At 75.2% G+C, this 17,755-nt stretch carries 19 protein-coding genes and 1 pseudogene; 10 read left to right on the plus strand and 10 right to left on the minus strand.

What is annotated here, in order from left to right; all coding sequences use genetic code 11:
* Window positions 1–197: 197 nt before the first annotated feature.
* From LPA54_RS15670 to LPA54_RS15695, 5 genes are all read right to left on the minus strand, one after another.
* Window positions 198–1,316 carry an aspartate-semialdehyde dehydrogenase gene (locus LPA54_RS15670; RefSeq protein WP_308112852.1) on the minus strand — a complete coding sequence of 373 codons (1,119 nt, stop codon included), beginning with the start codon at window positions 1,314–1,316 and terminating at the stop codon, window positions 198–200.
* 52 nt (window positions 1,317–1,368) lie between these two features.
* Complete coding sequence (locus LPA54_RS15675; protein WP_228978044.1) at window positions 1,369–2,640, minus strand: aspartate kinase; 1,272 nt, start codon at window positions 2,638–2,640, stop codon at window positions 1,369–1,371.
* A 406-nt stretch (window positions 2,641–3,046) separates the two neighbouring features.
* Entirely contained in the window at window positions 3,047–3,706 is a 660-nt protein-coding gene (locus LPA54_RS15685) for a DUF5063 domain-containing protein (RefSeq protein ID WP_228978046.1), read from the minus strand.
* On the minus strand, window positions 3,699–4,298 hold the full coding sequence (gene recR / locus LPA54_RS15690; RefSeq protein WP_058940820.1) for a recombination mediator RecR: 600 nt from the start codon (window positions 4,296–4,298) through the stop codon (window positions 3,699–3,701). Before recR ends, LPA54_RS15685 begins: the two co-directional genes overlap by 8 nt.
* Window positions 4,299–4,548: 250 nt before the next feature.
* Window positions 4,549–4,884 carry a YbaB/EbfC family nucleoid-associated protein gene (locus LPA54_RS15695; RefSeq protein ID WP_228978048.1) on the minus strand — a complete coding sequence of 112 codons (336 nt, stop codon included), beginning with the start codon at window positions 4,882–4,884 and terminating at the stop codon, window positions 4,549–4,551.
* A 412-nt stretch (window positions 4,885–5,296) separates the two neighbouring features.
* Here LPA54_RS15695 and LPA54_RS15700 point away from each other — a divergent pair, with 412 nt between their 5' ends.
* Entirely contained in the window at window positions 5,297–6,001 is a 705-nt protein-coding gene (locus LPA54_RS15700) for an SLATT domain-containing protein (protein ID WP_228978310.1), read from the plus strand.
* Window positions 6,002–6,140: 139 nt separating this feature from the next.
* Here the strand turns inward: LPA54_RS15700 and LPA54_RS15705 are convergent, their stop codons facing one another.
* A complete protein-coding gene (locus tag LPA54_RS15705; RefSeq protein ID WP_228978050.1) occupies window positions 6,141–6,791 on the minus strand; it encodes a hypothetical protein in 651 nt (216 codons plus the stop codon).
* A 233-nt stretch (window positions 6,792–7,024) separates the two neighbouring features.
* On the opposite strand from LPA54_RS15705, the gene LPA54_RS15710 reads away from it, so the two are divergent.
* Window positions 7,025–7,618, plus strand: a complete 594-nt coding sequence (locus LPA54_RS15710) for a 1,4-alpha-glucan branching protein (protein WP_228978052.1) — start codon at window positions 7,025–7,027, stop codon at window positions 7,616–7,618.
* 155 nt (window positions 7,619–7,773) lie between these two features.
* Here the strand turns inward: LPA54_RS15710 and LPA54_RS15715 are convergent, their stop codons facing one another.
* The gene (locus tag LPA54_RS15715; protein ID WP_228978054.1) at window positions 7,774–8,631 is read right to left on the minus strand and encodes a GntR family transcriptional regulator; all 858 of its coding nucleotides are present in this window, start codon (window positions 8,629–8,631) and stop codon (window positions 7,774–7,776) included.
* Window positions 8,632–8,746: 115 nt separating this feature from the next.
* Window positions 8,747–10,102, minus strand: a complete 1,356-nt coding sequence (locus LPA54_RS15720) for an aspartate aminotransferase family protein (RefSeq protein ID WP_228978055.1) — start codon at window positions 10,100–10,102, stop codon at window positions 8,747–8,749.
* 231 nt (window positions 10,103–10,333) lie between these two features.
* Here LPA54_RS15720 and LPA54_RS15725 point away from each other — a divergent pair.
* The 5 genes and pseudogenes from LPA54_RS15725 to LPA54_RS15745 form a co-directional block, all read left to right on the plus strand.
* Window positions 10,334–10,933 (plus strand): annotated as a pseudogene (locus LPA54_RS15725) (DJ-1/PfpI family protein); the annotation flags it as partial.
* Window positions 10,934–11,046: 113 nt separating this feature from the next.
* Window positions 11,047–11,526: a MarR family winged helix-turn-helix transcriptional regulator gene (locus tag LPA54_RS15730; protein WP_228978056.1), complete on the plus strand. Its 480-nt coding sequence runs from the start codon at window positions 11,047–11,049 to the stop codon at window positions 11,524–11,526.
* Between the two features lie 180 nt (window positions 11,527–11,706).
* Complete coding sequence (locus LPA54_RS15735; RefSeq protein ID WP_228978057.1) at window positions 11,707–12,492, plus strand: putative protein N(5)-glutamine methyltransferase; 786 nt, start codon at window positions 11,707–11,709, stop codon at window positions 12,490–12,492.
* A 273-nt stretch (window positions 12,493–12,765) separates the two neighbouring features.
* Entirely contained in the window at window positions 12,766–12,996 is a 231-nt protein-coding gene (locus tag LPA54_RS15740; protein ID WP_228978058.1) for a hypothetical protein, read from the plus strand.
* Entirely contained in the window at window positions 12,993–13,241 is a 249-nt protein-coding gene (locus LPA54_RS15745; RefSeq protein WP_228978059.1) for a hypothetical protein, read from the plus strand. The genes LPA54_RS15740 and LPA54_RS15745 overlap by 4 nt, the downstream gene beginning before the upstream one ends.
* Window positions 13,242–13,254: 13 nt before the next feature.
* Here LPA54_RS15745 and LPA54_RS15750 read toward each other — a convergent pair whose 3' ends face one another.
* The gene (locus LPA54_RS15750; protein WP_308112853.1) at window positions 13,255–14,160 is read right to left on the minus strand and encodes an NAD(P)-binding domain-containing protein; all 906 of its coding nucleotides are present in this window, start codon (window positions 14,158–14,160) and stop codon (window positions 13,255–13,257) included.
* A 142-nt stretch (window positions 14,161–14,302) separates the two neighbouring features.
* On the opposite strand from LPA54_RS15750, the gene LPA54_RS15755 reads away from it, so the two are divergent.
* The 3 genes from LPA54_RS15755 (at window position 14,303) to LPA54_RS15765 (ending at window position 16,545) form a co-directional block, all read left to right on the plus strand.
* Complete coding sequence (locus LPA54_RS15755) at window positions 14,303–14,905, plus strand: TetR/AcrR family transcriptional regulator (RefSeq protein WP_228978061.1); 603 nt, start codon at window positions 14,303–14,305, stop codon at window positions 14,903–14,905.
* 151 nt (window positions 14,906–15,056) lie between these two features.
* Window positions 15,057–15,509, plus strand: a complete 453-nt coding sequence (locus LPA54_RS15760; RefSeq protein WP_228978062.1) for a GNAT family N-acetyltransferase — start codon at window positions 15,057–15,059, stop codon at window positions 15,507–15,509.
* A gap of 163 nt (window positions 15,510–15,672) precedes the next feature.
* On the plus strand, window positions 15,673–16,545 hold the full coding sequence (locus LPA54_RS15765; protein ID WP_228978063.1) for an alpha/beta fold hydrolase: 873 nt from the start codon (window positions 15,673–15,675) through the stop codon (window positions 16,543–16,545).
* A 62-nt stretch (window positions 16,546–16,607) separates the two neighbouring features.
* Here the strand turns inward: LPA54_RS15765 and LPA54_RS15770 are convergent, their stop codons facing one another.
* Window positions 16,608–17,504, minus strand: a complete 897-nt coding sequence (locus tag LPA54_RS15770; RefSeq protein ID WP_228978066.1) for a glycoside hydrolase family 19 protein — start codon at window positions 17,502–17,504, stop codon at window positions 16,608–16,610.
* Window positions 17,505–17,755 lie beyond the last annotated feature (251 nt).

Here is a 17,755-nt window from a genome sequence, read left to right on the forward strand (position 1 = left end):
CGTCAAGCCCCGTTGGACGCGGCCGCGCCGTGGGGCGGCCGCGCGGACGCCTGCCGCCACCCGCCGCCGACCGCGGGGGAGGAAGCAGGCGTCGAACGTCCATCGCCCCAGTTCCAGCGGTACGGACCGAAGACCTTTGCGCAGGGCGTTCACAGATCCTACAAAGCCGGGCCCGGGAACACACCGGGTATCCGGGGTCAGGGGCGTGTCCCGCGGCCGGCGGCCAGTTCCGCGGCGACGGCCTCCGCGATCTGCGCGGTGTTCAGCGCGGCGCCCTTGCGGAGGTTGTCGCCGCACGCGAAGAACTCCAGGGCCCGTTCGTCGTCCGGGTGCCGGCGCACTCGGCCCACCCACGTGGGGTCGGTGCCGACGACGTCGGCGGGGGTGGGGAAGTCGCCGGCGGCGGGGTCGTCGTAGAGGACGACGCCCGGCGAGGTGGCGAGGATCTCATGGGCGCGCGCGACGGTGACCGCCCGTTCGAACCGCGCGTGCACGACGACGGAGTGCGCGGTGACGACGGGGACGTGCACGCAGGTGGCGGCGACCCGCAGGGCGGGCAGGTCGAGGATCCTGCGCGCCTCGGCCCGTACGCGCAGCTCCTCGGAGGACCAGCCGTCCTCCTCCAAGGCGCCGGACCAGGGGACGACGTTGAGCGCGAGCGGGGCCGCGAAGGGGCCCGCGTCGTCCCCGACGGCCCTGCGTACGTCGCCCGGGGCGGTGCCCAGCCCGGTGCCGGCGACGGCCGCCAGCTGGCCTCGCAGCGCGTCGACCCCGGCCTGGCCCGCGCCGCTCGCCGCCTGGTACGCGGAGACGACCAGCTCGTCGAGGCCGAACTCGGCGTGGAGCGCCCCGACGGCGACGATCAGGGCGAGCGTGGTGCAGCCGGGGCTCGCGATGATGCCGCGCGGCCGGAGCCGGGCGGCGTGCGGGTTGACCTCGGGGACGACGAGCGGCACGTCGGGGTCGGCGCGGAACGCCGGCGAGGCGTCGATGACGACGGTGCCCTGGGCGGCGGCGATCGGCGCCCAGCGGGCGGCGACCTCCTCCGGGGCCAGGAACACGGCGACGTCGACGCCCCTGAGCGTCTCCTCGTCGAGCGCGAGGACCTCCGTCTCCACCCCCCGGAGGACCGGCCCGGGGCCGGCGAGGGGCTCGGGGCAGACGGGGCCGCCCCTCCCCCCGCCGGTGGCGGAGGGAGGGGCGAGCAGGCGGATCTCGCCCCAGACGTCGGCGCGCTGCGACAGGATCCGGAGCATCACCGCGCCGGCCGCCCCGGTCGCGCCGACGACCGCGAGCGCCGGCTTCCGGCTCGTCACGGGCGCCCGGCCCGACGGGTGCGGGAGGCGCGGGCGGTCCGGGCCCGTGCCGTCAGCGGCCCGTGCCGCCGTAGACGACGGCCTCGGCGGACTCGCTGTCCAGACCGAAGGCGGTGTGGACGGCGCGGACGGCCTCGTTGACGTCGTCGGCGCGGGTGACGACCGAGATGCGGATCTCCGAGGTGGAGATCAGCTCGATGTTCACACCCGCGTCGGACAGCGCCTCGAAGAAGGAGGCGGTGACGCCCGGGTTGGTCTTCATGCCCGCGCCGACCAGGGAGATCTTGCCGATCTGGTCGTCGTAGCGCAGGGACTCGAAGCCGATGGCGCCCTTCTGCTTCTCCAGGGCGTCGATGGCCTTGCGGCCCTCGGTCTTGGGGAGCGTGAAGGAGATGTCCGTCAGACCGGTGGACGCCGCGGAGACGTTCTGGACCACCATGTCGATGTTGACCTCGGCGTCCGCGATGGTGCGGAAGATCGCGGCGGCCTCGCCCGGCTTGTCGGGCACACCGACGACGGTGATCTTCGCCTCGGAGGTGTCATGGGCGACACCGGAGATGATGGCCTGCTCCACCTTGCGGTCCCCTCGCGGTTCGTTGCTGACCCACGTGCCCTGGAGCCCCGAGAAGCTGGAGCGGACGTGGATCGGGATGTTGTAGCGGCGCGCGTACTCGACGCAGCGGTGCAGCAGCACCTTGGAGCCGGAGCTGGCGAGCTCCAGCATGTCCTCGAAGGAGATCCAGTCGATCTTCCGGGCCTTCTTCACGACCCGCGGGTCGGCGGTGAAGACACCGTCGACGTCGGTGTAGATCTCGCAGACCTCGGCGTCCAAGGCGGCGGCGAGCGCCACGGCCGTGGTGTCGGAACCGCCCCGACCGAGGGTGGTGATGTCCTTCTTGTCCTGGGAGACGCCCTGGAAGCCCGCGACGATGGCGATGTTGCCCTCGTCCAGTGCGGTGCGGATCCGGCCCGGCGTGACATCGATGATGCGCGCTTTGTTGTGGACCGAGTCGGTGATGACGCCTGCCTGGCTACCGGTGAACGACTGGGCCTCGTGGCCCAGGTTCTTGATCGCCATGGCCAGCAGCGCCATGGAGATCCGCTCTCCGGCGGTCAGCAGCATGTCGAACTCACGCCCGGCAGGGATCGGGGATACCTGCTCGGCGAGATCGATCAACTCGTCCGTCGTGTCGCCCATCGCGGATACCACGACGACCACCTGGTGGCCGTTCTTCTTGGCATCGACGATTCGCTTGGCGACGCGCTTGATGCCCTCGGCATCGGCAACGGAGGAGCCTCCGTACTTCTGCACGACAAGGCCCACGTGCGCTCCTCGCTCAGTCCGTTTGCGGTCAGCTCAGTCTAACGAGCGACCGGAAAACACCCCCGCGGTGTCACATCCTGAGATGTCCCGCTCAGGTGGCGATCATCCGTATCGGGCGGGGGCCCGGCCCGGTCGCTCCGAGCCGGTACCTGCCCGCCGTCGCGCCCGGTACGCGGAATGTGGGGCGGGTCACGTCTGCGGTGGTGCGGCACGGGGCCGGGGCGGGGTGAGCCGGGCGGGGTGGCGCACCGGGGCCGGCTCGGGCGGGCGGGGCGGGCGGCCGGGCAGGGAGGCGGGCAGGCGGGGAGAGCAGGCGGACAGCGCGGACCCGGCGCGCGCGGGCTGCGCGGCCGGGTCCGGGGCGAGGGCGGGGGCGGAAGCGGGTCCGGGAGAGGTCCCGGGCGGGCTACTTCCGGGAGTGCAGGCCCAGCGGTCCGGCGATCTCCTGCACCATGACGCGCCCGGCCTCCTCGGCGAGGTCGTCGTCGGGCAGGTCCTCGTCCGTGTCGAGGCCGCCCAGCGGCGCCAGGGGCTGGTCGAGGCGGACGTGCGAGACGAGGGACTGCAGGGCGCGCAGGGTGGCGGAGGCGGTGGGGCCCCAGTTGGAGAAGTACGAGAACTGCCACCACCACAGCGCCTCGGTGGTGCGGCCCGCCCGGTAGTGCGCCAGGCCGTGGCGCAGGTCGGTGATGATGTCGGCGAGGTTGTCCGAGATCCGGCACGGGACCGGCGCCTTGCGCGGCTCGTACGGGTCGAACACCTCGGAGAAGACGTCCACCGGGTCCAGCAGGTCGGCGAAGCGCAGGCGCAGCTCGTCCACGTCCACGTCGGGACCGGTGTCCGGTTCGTACCGCTCGTCGGGGACGATGTCCTCGTGCGCCCCCAGCCGGCCGCCGGCCAGGAGGAGCTGCGAGACCTCCAGCAGCAGGAAGGGGACGGCGCTGTCGGGCTCGTCGCCCTTCGCCACTTCCGTGGTGGCCACGATGAAGGACTCGATGGAGTCGGCGACCTGGACCGCGAAGCTGTCCGGGTCGAGCGAGTGGGCGTGGAGCGTGGCGTCAGACATCGAGGAGTCTTCTCCCTTCGAACGCGCGACCGAGCGTGACCTCGTCGGCGTATTCCAGGTCTCCGCCAACGGGCAGTCCGCTGGCGAGGCGCGTGACCTTCAGGCCCATGGGCTTGACCATCCGCGCCAGGTAGGTCGCGGTGGCCTCCCCCTCCAGGTTGGGGTCGGTCGCCAGGATCAGCTCGGTGACCGTGCCGTCCGCCAGGCGGGCCAGCAGCTCCCTGATCCGCAGGTCGTCCGGGCCCACGCCCTCGATCGGGCTGATCGCCCCGCCGAGCACGTGGTACCGGCCCCGGAACTCGCGCGTCCGCTCGATCGCGACGACGTCCTTGGGCTCCTCGACCACGCAGATGACCGCGTCGTCCCGGCGGGCGTCACGGCAGATGCCGCACCGCTCCTCCTGGGCGACGTTGCCGCACACCGCGCAGAACCGGACCTTCTCCTTGACCTCCAGCAGGGCGTGCGCCAGCCGCCGTACGTCGGTCGGCTCCGCCTGCAGGATGTGGAAGGCGATCCGCTGCGCGCTCTTGGGACCGACGCCCGGCAATCTGCCCAGCTCGTCGATGAGGTCCTGGACCACGCCTTCGTACAACGGAACGCCTCTCCGGGAGTGCAGTCTTGGGTCTTACGGTAGTTGCTGGGGGTGCGCCGCAGAAGCCTCGGCGTGGGTGACACCTGCGGCAAACGCGGCACGGGGGCACCCGCGGAGCGCCGGACGCCGGAGGGCGCCGGGGACGGAGCGGTCCCCACCGGCCCACAGCGCCCCCGACCCGGCCGAACCGGGAGGAACCCGGAGGTACCGGCACCTACCCGTCGGCAGGCGGCGGCGCCTCACGGCGAGGTCAGAAGGGCAGGCCCGGCATGCCGCCCAGGCCCTGCGCGAGCGGACCGAGCTTCTGCTGCTGGAGCTGGTGCGCGTTCTCGTTGGCCGCGTGCACGGCCGCCACGACCAGGTCGGCGAGGGTCTCGGTGTCGTCCGGGTCGACCGCCTTCGGGTCGATGACCAGCGCCCGCAGCTCACCGGAGCCCGTGACCGTGGCCTTCACCAGGCCGCCGCCCGCCTGGCCGTCGACCTCCGTGCGGGCCAGCTCCTCCTGCGCCGCGGCGAGGTCCTGCTGCATCTTCTGGGCCTGCTGGAGCAGCTGCTGCATGTTGGGCTGGCCACCACCGGGGATCACGGTCACTCCTGCGCGTCGACGAGGTCATCGGTCACGTCGAGCCTACGTGGTCGCCGCGCGGCGCGCCCCACGCACACCGCTGCACTCTTTGGAGTGAACGCCGGGCGCGCCCTCTACCTGATCACGCCGCTCTTGCGGGCGGAAATCCGTCGATGTCGCCCCCATGGACCACCATTCGGCGGTAGGAAGGGCTCCGCACGGCGCCCACCAGGACTCCGCGCGGCGCCCACCCCTTGTCGCCATCGACCAGGTGGTACCCGATCGGTAACACCAGCCCCACCAGCCACGACGGCCCACCGCCACCCGTCCGCCACGGCCCGCCCGCCCCCACGCACGCCACGGAACGTCCGTCACCGCACGTCACGCATTGTCACGCAGAGCGCAGAGGAGTGCCCCGGTGAGCCAGCCGGAGATGCAGCCCGGGGGGCCCGCCCGGGGCGAGGACCTGACGGGACGGCCGTTCCCGCTCGGCGACTGGGGCGAGCCGGCCGAGCGGCTGCACGAGCTGTACCGGTGGGTCGAGGCCAACGCCCTGCGCACCGCCGACTGGTACCTCGCCGACCGGACGTGGAAGCGCCGCGGCGCCCGCGCGCTGCGGGCGGGTACGGCGCTGGGCGCGGTGCTCGGTGCCGTGCTGCCCCTCCTGGACCTCACCGGCGCCCTGCACGGCGCCGCCGGCTGGGGGTACCTGTGCCTGCTGCTCGCCGTGGCGTGCATGGCGTGCGACCGGTACTTCGGGCTGACGTCCGGCTGGATGCGGGACGTGGCCACCGCCCAGGCCGTACAGCGCCGACTGGCGGCCCTCCAGTTCGACTGGGCGTCGGAGAGCGTGCGGGAGGTGCTGGGGCCCGCCGAGGGCACGGCGGGCGAGGCGGCGGAGCGCTGCCTCGCGGTGCTGCGGCGCTTCACCGAGGACGTCACGGAACTGGTGCGGGCGGAGACCGCCGACTGGATGGTGGAGTTCCGCGCGGGGCCGGCGCCGCTCCTCACGCAGTCGCTGGGCGCGGCGGCGCAGCCGCGCCCCGACGGCGGCGGGGCGCAGCCACCGGGCCGCTTCCTGCTGCCCCCGGCCACCCGCCCCAACATGCCCCGGCAGCGACCCCCGGAGCCGCGCTGACCCCCTTACCGCACGGCGGGGGCCCGCGGCGCTGCGCCGGCGGGCCGGGCGGGCCGGGCGGCCCGGGAGGGCCCCGGGTGGACCGTCCGGGGCGGTGGCGTCCCGCGCGGGCGGGCCGGGTGGGCCGCCCGGGCCTGCGTCAGCTGAAGATGATCATCGAGCCCTGGGCGAGGCTCCGCGTCGCCGCCGCGTGCAGCCCCAACCACACGTGCCGCTCCCGGGCGAAGGGGCTGTCGTCGTAGGGGATGGGCGCGGCCGGCTCCTCCAGCGAGGTGGGGTGGCGCGGCGGCTCCGGCGCGGCCGGCGGGTTGCCCGGGTCGATGCCGATCGCCGGGGCGACGTGCTCCAGTTCCCGCAGCAGCCCCTGCGCCGAGCCGAGCGGCCCGCCGCCGGACAGCAGCTCCTCCGTCGACAGCGGCGCCGGGAAGTCCACGGGCACGTAGGCGCCGGCGTGGTCGTAGTGCCAGACCAGGTGCGACTGCTGGGCCGTCGCCTCGAACATCTCCAGCAGCTGCTCGTAGTCCCCGCCGAGTTCGTCGACGGGCGTCACCGCGAGGCCGCAGACCTGGAGCAGGTACGCCCGGCGCAGGAAGTGCAGCGCGTCGTAGTCGAACCCGGCGACCGGCGCGACGTCACCGGAGAGGCCGGGCATGTACGCGAATACCGGTACGGCCGGCATCCCGGCCCCGGTCAACGCCCGGTCATAGGCGGCGATCTCCTCGGCGAACGGGTTGTCAGGGCTGTGGCACAGCACGTCGACCAGGGGGACCAGCCACAGGTCACAGGCCAAAATCGACTCGCTCTCGGGTCTTTTGGGCGTCCGGGGTGGGCGTCCGGGGTGGGTGGGCGTCCGGGCTGTCACGGGCACCCGGACGGCGGGTGGTTGCGGAGGTCCGGCACAGACTAGTCCGGCGCCGCCAGGCCCCGTCTCCGGGCAGAGTGATACCCGGTGGCACCGCCCGTGAAGCCGGACGCCCCGCACGGCGGGGGGAACACGGTGGTCCTACGGGGAGTTGACCCGGCATGGCGATCATTCACCGCACGACGATGGAACCGACCAAGCTGGAGCTCCTGGCGGCCTGGCTGCCCGCGCAGCCCTGGTACCAGGGCACGGGCGGGAAGCCGCTGCTCGACCGGGTCGGCGGGTGGCGGCTGGACGACCCGGAGGGGGCGGTCGGCATCGAGTTCATGGTGGTCGTCGACGCCTCCGGGGACGCGCCCCGCTCGTACCACGTACCGCTCACCTACCGGGGCGCGCCGCTCGCCGGCGCGGAGCACGCCCTCGTCGGGACGACCGAGCACGGGGTGCTGGGCACGCGCTGGGTGTACGACGGCGCCCACGACCCGGTGCTCGTGGCGGCGGTGCGGGCGCTCCTGCGGGGCGACGCCGAGCCGCAGGCGCAGAGCGAGAGCGACACGCCCGATCCGACGGTCGGCGCCCGGCTGGCGGCGGGCGCCGACCCGGACGGGGCGGTGCTCGACGTGGTCCGCGTGCCGGGGCGGGAGGGCGGTGCCGGTGTCCTGGGCGAGGTGACCGCGCCGTGGAGCCGTGCGGACGGCGAGTCGAGCCGGGCGCCGTTCTTCGTCCTGCGCGGGCACTCCCCCCGTCCGGCGTAGCGGAGGCGGCGGGCGAGCGGCCGTCAGGGGGCTTGAGCCGCCTGGGACTTGCCGGGCACCAGGGGTGTGAGGGGCGTCAGTGGCGTCAGGGCACCGGGTGCGCCAGGGGCGCAAGGGGCCTCGGGAGCGTCCGGGGTCCAGGAGCGTCCAGGGCCTCAGGCGGGTGGGGCGGGGCGGGGGGCCGGGAGGCGTTCCAGGTGGTCCGCCCAGCGAAGGGCGTGGGCGTTGTAGGCGCCGAGGACGGCGCCGACCCGCCCCGGCGCCCCGGTGGCGACCGCGTCGACCAGCTCCTCGTGGCCGCTCCACAGCCAGTCGCCGGGGCGCGGGTCGGCGCGCAGGTGCGGCACGGCGAAGACCCACGCCTGGACGCGCAGCCGGTGGAGGAAGTCGGCGATGTAGCGGTTGGCGACGAGGCCGCCCAGCTCCCGCCAGAAGCGGACGTCGTAGCCGATCAGGATGTCCAGGTCGCCGGCGCGGGCGGCGCGGGCGGCCGCCTCGGCCCGGCGGCGCACCGGGCCGAGCGCCTCGTCCGGCAGGCACGACCGCCCGGCCCCCGCGCCGGGCGCCGGTACGGCTGTGGCGCCGGGCGCCGGTCGGGGCACCGGAACGGCCGTGGCGCCGGGCGCCGCTACGGGCGCCGACGGGGGCTCGGCCGGGCCGGCGGCCGGGGGCGCGGCCGCGGGCGCGCCGCCGCGGTGTGCCGTGTGCCGGGGGTCGCGCCGCAGGACCCCCTCCACGACCAGGGCGCGGGCCTCCACCATGCCGCGGTAGTCGCCGACCGTGAACTGGTGGACGCGGAACCCCTTGTGCTGGTCGGAGTCGAGGAGCCCCTGCGCCGACAGGTCGACCAGCGCCTCCCGCACCGGGGTGGCGGAGACCCCGTACTGCTCGGCGATCTGCTTGACGGTGAACTCCTGGCCCGGCTGCAGCCGTCCGGCGAGCACCTCGTCACGCAGCGCGTCCGCGATCTGCTGGCGCAGGGTGCTGCGGGTCACAGGTCCGCTCGCGGGCATGGGCAGGTCCCCTCCGTCCGGTTTCGGACACCTTAAGCCAGTCGGAGGGGGTCACCCGTAGGGGTCGGGCGAGGGGGACGTCACACCGGCGGGCCGCACCGGGCCCGCTCGCGGGTCACGCGGTGTGCCCGTCCGCCACGCACAGCGCCGCGTCGAGCGCCGCGAGGCCCTCCTTCGCCTCGGCGTCGGTGAGGGTGCAGGCGGGGACGACGTGCGTCCGGTTCATGGTGACGAAGGGCCACAGGCCCCGCTCCCGGCAGGCGGCGGTGAACGCGGCCATCGGCGCGTTCGCCTCCCCCACCGCGCCGTACGGCACGAGCGGCTCGCGCGTCCGGCGGTCCCGTACGAGCTCCAGCGCCCAGAAGGCGCCGAGGCCGCGCACCTCGCCCACCGACGGGTGGCGTTCGGCGAGCTCCCGCAGTCCCGGGCCGAGGACCTCCGCGCCCAGTCGGTCCGCGGCCTCGACCACGCCCTCCTCCGCCATGGTCCGGATCGTCGCCACGGCCGCCGCGCAGGCCAGCGGGTGCCCGGAGTACGTCAGCCCGCCGGGGTAGGGGCGCCGCTCGAAGGTGGCGGCGATCTCCGGGCCGATGGCGACGCCGCCCAGCGGCACGTACCCGGAGTTGACGCCCTTGGCGAAGGTGAGCAGGTCGGGGACGACGTCGTAGTGCTCGGCGGCGAACCAGCGGCCGGTGCGGCCGAAGCCCGCCATGACCTCGTCCAGGACCAGGACGATGCCGTGCCGGTCGCAGAGCTCGCGCACGCCGGCGAGGTAGCCGGGCGGCGGGGGGATGACGCCGGCCGTTCCGGGGACCGTCTCCAGGATGATCGCCGCGACGGTGCCGGGCCCCTCGAAGGCGATCGTGTCCTCCAGGTGCGCCAGGGCCCGCTCGCTCTCCTGCGCCTCGTCGGCGGAGTAGAACGGCGAGCGGTACAGGAACGGCGCCCAGAAGTGGACCACGCCGGCGGCGCCGGTGTCGGAGGGCCAGCGGCGGGGGTCGCCGGTCAGGTGGATGGCCGTGGAGGTGGCGCCGTGGTACGAGCGGTACGCACTGAGGACCTTGTGCCGGCCGGTGTGCAGCCGCGCCATGCGCACGGCGTTCTCGACGGCTTCGGCGCCCCCGTTGGTGAAGAAGATCCGGTCGAGGTCACCGGGCGTGCGCTCGGCTATCAGCCGGGCCGCCTCGGAACGCACGTCGACGGCGAAGCCCGGCGCGAAGGTCGCGAGCCGGCCGGCCTGCTCCTGGACGGCGGCGACGACCTTCGGGTGCTGGTAGCCGATGTTGGTGAAGACCAGGCCGCTGGTGAAGTCGAGGAAGCGGTTGCCGTCGTAGTCCCAGAAGTGCGCGCCCTGGGCACCGGCGACGGCCAGCGGGTCGATCAGCCCCTGGGCGGACCAGGAGTGGAACACGTGCTTGCGGTCGGCGGCCTTGACGGCGGCGCCCTGCCGCGGATCGGGATGAGGGGTCATGCGGGCGAGCGTAGGGAGTGCGGGCCGCGCCGGGACATGGCCACCTTGTCAGGGGCGGCCCCCGCCGGGGTCGGCAGGGTGTCGTGTCGAGGGGGCCGGGGCGCGACCCGTACGGCGCAGCGTTGACAGGATACTGGCATGGTGACAGCCTTCTGTCATATCGACGGAGCCGCGGGAGCCTCGCCCGACGACCCGACCGCCACCACCGAAGCCGCCGCGCAGGAGGCAGCCATGACCGGCACCACCGCACCGCACCGCACCGTGCACCTCGCCGTGTACGACGCGTTCGCCGACTGGGAGACCGGGCACGCCGCGGCGTGGCTGACGCGCGGCGGCCTCACCGTCCGCACCGTCGGCCCCACGACCGGCCCCGTCACCACGCTCGGCGGTCTGCGCGTCACCCCGGACCTCGCCCTGGCCGACCTGCGCCCCGAGGACAGCGCCCTGCTGGTGCTCCCCGGTTCCGACCTGTGGGACGAGGGCGGGGAGCTGGCGCCGTTCGCCGCCGCGGCCCGGGCCTTCCTCGACGCGGGCGTACCGGTCGCGGCGATCTGCGGGGCCACCGCCGGGCTGGCCCGCGAGGGCCTCCTCGACGACCGCCCCCACACCAGCTCGGCCGCCGGCTACCTGGCCGCGACCGGCTACCTGGGCGCCGCCCACTACCGGGAGGCGGACGCGGTGACGGCCGGCGACCTGATCACCGCCGGGTCGACCGAGCCGGTCGCCTTCGCCCGCGAGGTGCTGGGCCGGCTCGGGGTGTACGAGGGGGAGCTGCTCGACGCGTGGTACCGGCTGTTCCACGACTCGGACCCGACGGCGTACGAGGTACTCGCGGCGGCCGCGGGCGCGGGTACGGACGCGGGCGCGGGCGCGGGTACGGGCGCGGGTACGGGCGCGGGCGCGGGTACGGCGGAGGACACCTGCCGGGCACAGGACGCGGACGCGTGAGCCAGGACCGCCTCCCCGAGCAGGCGCTGCTGAGCCGTACCGCGCTCGGCGTCTTCCGCCTCAACGGCCAGTTCCTCGCCGCCTCCGAGGAACTGGCCCGTCCGGCGGGCCTCACCGCCACCTGGTGGCAGGTCCTCGGCGCGGTCCTGCGCGAGCCGCTGCCCGTCTCGGGGATCGCCCGCACCATGGGCATCACCCGGCAGAGCGTCCAGCGCGTCGCCGACCTGCTGGTGGAGCGGGGGCTGGCCGCGTACGCGCCGAACCCCGCCCACCGCCGCGCGAAGCTGCTGCGGCCCACCGAGGAGGGCCGCGCCGCCGTGGCCCGCGTCGGCCCGGGCCACGCCGACCTGGCGGCCCGGCTGGCGGCGGAGCTCGGCGAGGAGGCGTTCGCCGAGACCGCGCGCGTACTGGAGCGCCTGTCCCGGGCGATGGACACGGTCACCGGCCGGGGCTGCGCCAACGGGGCCGTGGGGTAGGGTCGTCCGCGTCGATCACGCGCCGGCACGAGCGCGTCGCGACGAGGACCGAGGAGGTGGGACCCATCAGCGCCAGGCAAGACGGGGTGTTCCCCTCGCACGGCGGTACGGCGACCACGCCGCGGCCGTAGAAGCACCGCCGGGAGCACCCGCCTACGCGGCTCCCGAAAGGCTCTTCCCGTGCCCGTTCCCTCCGACATCGTCACCACCCTCCGCGCCGCCGGGTGCGTCTTCGCCGAGGACGAGGCGGAGTTGCTCCTCGCCTCCGCCCGCTCCCCCGCCGACCTCGACGCGATGGTCGCCCGGCGCGTCCTCGGCCACCCCCTGGAACACGTCCTCGGCTGGGCGCGGTTCGGCGGCGTCCGCGTCGCCGTGGACGCCGGGGTGTTCGTGCCGCGCCGCCGCACCGAGTTCCTCGTCGAGCGGGCCGCCGCGCTCGCCCCGCGCGGCGGCCGCGCCGTCGTCGTCGACCTGTGCTGCGGTACGGGCGCGCTGGGCGCCGCCCTGGTCACCTCACTCGACGGCGGCGCCGCCGAACTGCACGCCGCCGACATCGACCCGGCCGCCGTGCGCTGCGCCCGCCGCAACGTCGTGCCGCTCGGCGGCCTCGTCCACGAGGGCGACCTGTACGCGGCCCTCCCGGCCGGGCTCCGCGGCCGGGTCGACGTGCTGCTGGCCAACGTCCCCTACGTACCGACCGGCGAGGTCGGCCTCCTGCCGCAGGAGGCCCGCCTCCACGAGGCGCTGGTCGCCCTGGACGGCGGGGCCGACGGCCTGGACGTCCTGCGCCGCGTCGCGGCCGGGGCGGGGCGGTGGCTCGCGCCCTCGGGGGTGCTGCTGTCCGAGACGAGCGGGCGTCAGGCGGGGGCAGCGGCGGGGGTGCTGGCCGACGCGGGGCTCACGGCGCGCGTCGAGACGAGCGAGGAGCTGTACGCCACGGTGGTGACGGGGACCCGCGCCGCCTGAACCACCCGCCGCCGGGGACCACGCGCGCGAGGCGGCGGGGCTCCCCGACGCGCGGCGGGCGGGGTCAGGGGGTGCGCGGCGGACGGCTGTTCACGGCGCGCGGCGGGCGGGTGTTCGGGGTGACCGGGCGTGACCGCGCGGGCCGCCGTTGTGCGACGATGCGGGCCCGGCCCGGCGACCGGCGTCGATCCGCGGGCCACGTCCAGCCGTTGACAGGAGGTCGGCCATGACAGTCACCGAGCGGTGGTACGCGGCGGCCCGTGCGGGGCGGCGGTGAGAACCGTGATCGCCGGCCGGCTGGTGGAACTGCCGGGCACCATCGCCGCGATCCGCGCGGCACTGGACGAGGACAGGGCGCGGGAGTTCGACGCGGAGATCCCGCACGTCCCGGTGGCCGACCTGCCGGTGACGCTGGCCCGCTGGGCGCTGTCCACGACGGACGCGGACCGGGAGGACGCCGAGTTGTTCGAGCGGCTGGCGCGCGGCGAGGACGTACGGGAGTGACCGGCTACCGGCTCCAGTACGCGCCCCCGGCGGACCTCGCCCTGGACTCCATGGACCCGTCCCTGCGCGCCCGCTTCGACGCCGGGATGCGCACCTCGCTCGTGCGCGACCCGTACGGGCAGGGCTCGGTGCCGATGGGCGGCGACGAGGACCGGCGGGAGGCGACCGTGGCGGGCGTGGTGATCCGGTACTACGTGAGCCGGAGCGTCCTGACGGTCAGCGTGGTCCGCGTCGTCTTCCTCTGACCCGCCCGGGCGACTAGCCCGCGGCGGGCGCCTCCGCCAGCAGCTCGACCAGGCTGGAGGAGCTGTCCGCGCCCCGGCCCGCGTCCACGCCCCGGCGGAAGAGGTCGGCGACCGCGGCGGGCAGCGCGGTGTCGACGCCCGCGTCGGCCGCGGTGTGCAGGACGTGCTCGGCGCTCGCGAGGCCCATCGCGAGGCGGTCGACGTCCCCGCCGTGGTCCCCGGCGTCGACGCGCGGCGTGTAGAACTCCACGAACCGGCCCAGGTCCAGGGCGTCCAGGGCGAGCGGCCGGATGTCGGCGGCCGTCAGCCCGTGCGCGCCGGCCAGCGCGAGGGCCTGCCAGTAGCCGGACAGGGCCGTCCAGAACATGACCATGTTGAGCTGGTAGAGCAGCGCGGCCGTACCGGCGTCCTCGCCCCGGTGATCGGCGCCCGTCAGGACCTCCAGGGTGGCCCGGTGGGCGTCGAAGACGTCCCGCGGACCGCTGTAGAGGGTCGTGGAGGCGGGGTCGCCGATGCCCGAGGGCGGGGTCAGCACCCCGCCGGTGAGGTGGGTGGCGCCGCGCTCGGCCGCCCACGCCGCACCGGCGCGGGCCTCGTCCGGGGTGCCCGAGGTGAGGTTCACCAGGACGCGGCCCTCCAGGGCGGTCGGCCCGACCCCGTCCAGCACCGCTCGGACGGCGTCGTAGCCGGTGAGGCTCAGCACCGTCAGCGGCGACGCGCCCATCGCCTCCTCGGCGGTGGCGGCGAGGCGGGCGCCGCGCCGCAGGAGGCCGTCGGCGCGGGACGGGGTGCGGTTCCACACGGTGACGGGGTGCCCGGCGGCGAGGAACGCGTCCGCCATGGCCAGCCCCATGGGGCCGAGACCGATCACGGACACCGGGGCGGGGGCGGGGGCTTGCGGGTCTGCGGGGTTCTTCACGGGTCCACCTTTCGACGGCACGCACGGAAGCGCGGCGTGCACGGGAGCACACTGGAACGAACGCTCTATTCAGAGCGATGACGGGACCGTAGCACGCACTGGAACGAACGCTCTACTCACTTCCGCCGGTACGATCGGCCCCATGCAGACCGCCGCCGGCACCTCGCCCGCCCCCGCCACGCCCGGGACCCGCGACCGGATCGTCACCACCGCCGCGCGCCTCATCCAGCGCCAGGGGTACGTCGGCACGGGCATCAAGCAGATCGCCCAGGAGGCGCGGGCGACCCTCGGCTCCGTCTACCACTTCTTCCCCGGTGGCAAGGAGGCCGTGGCCGTGGAGGCGCTGCGGCACAGCGGCGAGGAGTTCGCCGGCCTCCTGCGCGACACGCTGGCCGGCGAGGACGACGCGGCCGACGCGGTGGAGGCGTGCGCGGTGCGGCTGGCGACGGAGCTGAGGGCGTCGGGGTGGGTCGACGGCTGCCCGGTCACCGCGGCGGCCCTGGAGACGCTCGGCACGGACACCGGCATCCAGCGGGCGTGCGCGGACGCCCTGCGCGGATGGGAGGCGCTGGTCGCGGGGAAGCTGCTGGCGTGCGGCTTCGCGGCGGACGACGCCCGCGAACTGGCGACGACCGTCATCGGGGCCCTGGAGGGCGCCGAGGTCACCGCCCAGGTCACCCGCAGCGAGGAGCCGCTGCGGGTGACGGGCCGCCACCTCGCCCGCCTGCTGCGCTCCTACACCTGACGGCGGCGCGGACCGCGGCGCCCGTACGCCAGGGCGGGGGCGCGGCGGCGGCGCGGACCGCGGCGCCCGTACGCGACGGTGGCGGGGCGGCCGGGGCGGCCGGCCGGGAACCCGGTTGACGGTCGCCGCGCGGCGGCGCTTGGCTGCGCGGATGAGCGAACTGCGTTTCGAGCGCCTGGACGGCGGATCAGGCGACCTGCTCGCCGAGGACTGGCGGCGCGTCCACAACGAGGTCGTCCCGACGCACCCGCTGTCCCCGCGCGACGTCCGCGAGCGGGCCGGGCGCCACCACCTGGAGGTCGCGTACCTCGGCGACGCGCCGGTCGGGTGCAGCACCGTGCGCCCGCCGACGGAGGAGCGGCCGGACACGGCGACCGTGATCGCCCGCGTACTCCCTCCGTACCGGCGCCGGGGGTACGGCGGCGAGCTGTACGCGCGCGGGGTGGCGGTGGCCCGGGGGACGGGCGCGGCCGCGCTGGAGACGGTGGTACTGGCCTCCGACGGGGACGGGTTGCGCTTCGCCCTCGGACACGGGTTCACCGAGGTCGAGCGGTACCTGCTGGACGGTGACACCATCCCCTGGATCGACCTGCGGCTGACCTGAGCCACCACCCCGCCCCGCGCCACCCGTCCCGCCCCGCGCCGTCACGCGCCCCGGAAGGCCGCGCTCCGCGTAAAGGAGGTGACGGGCGGCCGGGGGCGCGCTAACCTGTGGACCACGAACGAGACGAGACGTCTCGTCTTATCGTCCGACCCGAGGGGGCAGCATGCACCAGCACCACGTCGACGTCGCGCCCGGCATCCGGCTGTGGGCGGAGGAGCGGGGCCCCGCGGACGCCCCGCCACTGCTCCTGATCATGGGCGCGCAGGCATCCGGCCTCGGCTGGCCCGACGAACTGGTGGACGCGCTCGCCGCACACCACCGGGTCATCCGCTACGACCACCGCGACACCGGTAGGTCGTCCTGGACGTACGAGGAGCAGCCGTACGCCATCACCGACCTCGCGGGTGACGCGCTCGCCGTCCTGGACGCGCTCGACGTCCGGCGGGCCCACGTCGTCGGCATGTCCCTGGGCGGCATGCTGGCCCAGCTCCTCCTGGCCGACCACCCGGACCGGCTGCTCAGCGCCACGCTCATCGGCACCTGCGCGCTCAGCACCGCGCCGTACACCGCCCCGGACGGCACCGCCACGCCCCCCGACGAGCTGCCCGGCATCGACCCGCGGATCCTCGACATGTGGGCGAACCGGCCCACCGACCTGGACCCGGAGCAGGAGCTGGAGTGGCGGACCGAGCACTGGCGGCTGCTGAACGGCGACGGCGTGCCGTTCGACGCGGAGGCGGCCCGCGCCATGGAGCGCAGGATCTCCGAGCACACCGGGCACACCCGGGTCAGCACGGCGCACGGCCGGGCGGACCACTCGGGCATGCTCCGCACCGACGAGCTGGCGCGCAACGAGGTGCCGACCCTCGTCGTGTCCGGCCCGGCGGAGCCGGTGTTCCCGCCGCCGCACGCCCGGCACCTGGCGCAGGTGATCGGGGCCGCGTCGCTGATGGAGGTCCCCGGCCTGGGGCACGCGCTGCCGCCGCGGGTCCTGGAGCCGCTGGCGAAGGCAGTCCTCGCGCACACGGGTGCGTGAGCGCACGCGCGGAGGGCGGCCACCGAGCCCGGTGGCCGCCCTCCGTCACGGGTGCGGGCGCGTCAGCAGTACAGGTTGGCGCCCGGCGCGACGCCGAGGATCTGGGTGAACTGCTGGTACTTGCCCACCCGGCTCTGGACCTGCGCAGGGTTGCGCCCGTCGCACTCCAGGGCGCCGTTGATGGAGCGGATGGTCTGGCCGAAGCCGGCGCCGGTCACCATGGCGTTGTGGCCGGTCATGGTGCCGGGGCCGTTCTGGGTGTTCCAGTACCAGAGGGCGGTCTTCCAGGCGACCGCGGCCTCGCGCTCGACGCGGTGGGGGTTGTTGAGCAGGTCGATGCCGAGGGCGTCGCCCGCCGCCTTGTAGTTGAAGTTCCAGCTGAGCTGGATCGGGCCGCGGCCGTAGTACGCGGCCTGGCCGGCCGGGCAGCCGTACGGCTGGTTCCGGTCGCAGTAGTGCGGGTAGTTGGCGGTGTTCTGCTCGACGATGTGGACGAGGCCGCCGGTCTCGTGGCTGACGTTGGCGAGGAAGGCGGCCGCCTCCTGCCGACTCACCGTGGCGCCGCCGGTGGTCGCGAACGCCGGGTAGGCGCCGAGCGCCGCCTTGAGGCCGCTGTAGGTGTAGAAGGGGTTCCGGTTCGGGAACATCTGGTTGAACTGCGCCTCGGAGACGACGAAGCCGGAGGGCGCCGGGTCCGTCGGGCCCGGGTCGGGGGCACCCGAGCCGCAGGTGCCCTGGTCGGCCCAGACGGCGACCGCGCCGGGGCGCTCGTTCTGGGTCCACCACTTGGCCTGCCAGTTGTGGCCGCCGTACGAGGCCGTGTTGCCGCCGGTGTAGACGGCGGTCGCGCTCCAGGGCGCCGCGCAGTCGGCCGCCGAGGCGGAGGAGGCGGGGAGGAGGGCCGTCAGACCTATCGCCGTGGTGAAGGCGGCCAGCAGGGCACCGAGGCGTCGTGACACGTCGTCACTCCTTCGGATGGGGGGAGCCGGTGGGTGCCGGACACTCTGGGCGATTGGTCTGGACCTGTCAAGAGGTCCAGACCAAGGACGGCCACCGTCGCCGCCGACCGGTGGCCGGAAACCGCCCCCCGTCCCACTCCCGTCCCCACTCCCGCCTCCGGCCCAGGCCCGGCCCACCCCCTCGCCCTCCCCGCGCCCGGCCCCGGCGTGCTTCCCGCGGCGTGAGCATCCGTGCGTCCGACGTCGGTATG

Source organism: Streptomyces sp. DH12 (genome assembly GCF_020873895.1).
GTDB lineage: Bacteria > Actinomycetota > Actinomycetes > Streptomycetales > Streptomycetaceae > Streptomyces.

What these genes read in the sequence shown, in the direction of transcription:
- LPA54_RS15760 (WP_228978062.1), top strand. Translation starts at nt 15,057, where the DNA reads ATGAGCGAACTGCGTTTCGAGCGCCTGGACGGCGGATCAGGCGACCTG.
- LPA54_RS15700 (WP_228978310.1), top strand. Translation starts at nt 5,297, where the DNA reads ATGCAGCCCGGGGGGCCCGCCCGGGGCGAGGACCTGACGGGACGGCCG.
- LPA54_RS15720 (WP_228978055.1), bottom strand. Translation starts at nt 10,102, where the DNA reads ATGACCCCTCATCCCGATCCGCGGCAGGGCGCCGCCGTCAAGGCCGCC.
- LPA54_RS15685 (WP_228978046.1), bottom strand. Translation starts at nt 3,706, where the DNA reads ATGTCTGACGCCACGCTCCACGCCCACTCGCTCGACCCGGACAGCTTC.
- LPA54_RS15715 (WP_228978054.1), bottom strand. Translation starts at nt 8,631, where the DNA reads ATGCCCGCGAGCGGACCTGTGACCCGCAGCACCCTGCGCCAGCAGATC.
- LPA54_RS15765 (WP_228978063.1), top strand. Translation starts at nt 15,673, where the DNA reads ATGCACCAGCACCACGTCGACGTCGCGCCCGGCATCCGGCTGTGGGCG.
- LPA54_RS15755 (WP_228978061.1), top strand. Translation starts at nt 14,303, where the DNA reads ATGCAGACCGCCGCCGGCACCTCGCCCGCCCCCGCCACGCCCGGGACC.
- LPA54_RS15710 (WP_228978052.1), top strand. Translation starts at nt 7,025, where the DNA reads ATGGCGATCATTCACCGCACGACGATGGAACCGACCAAGCTGGAGCTC.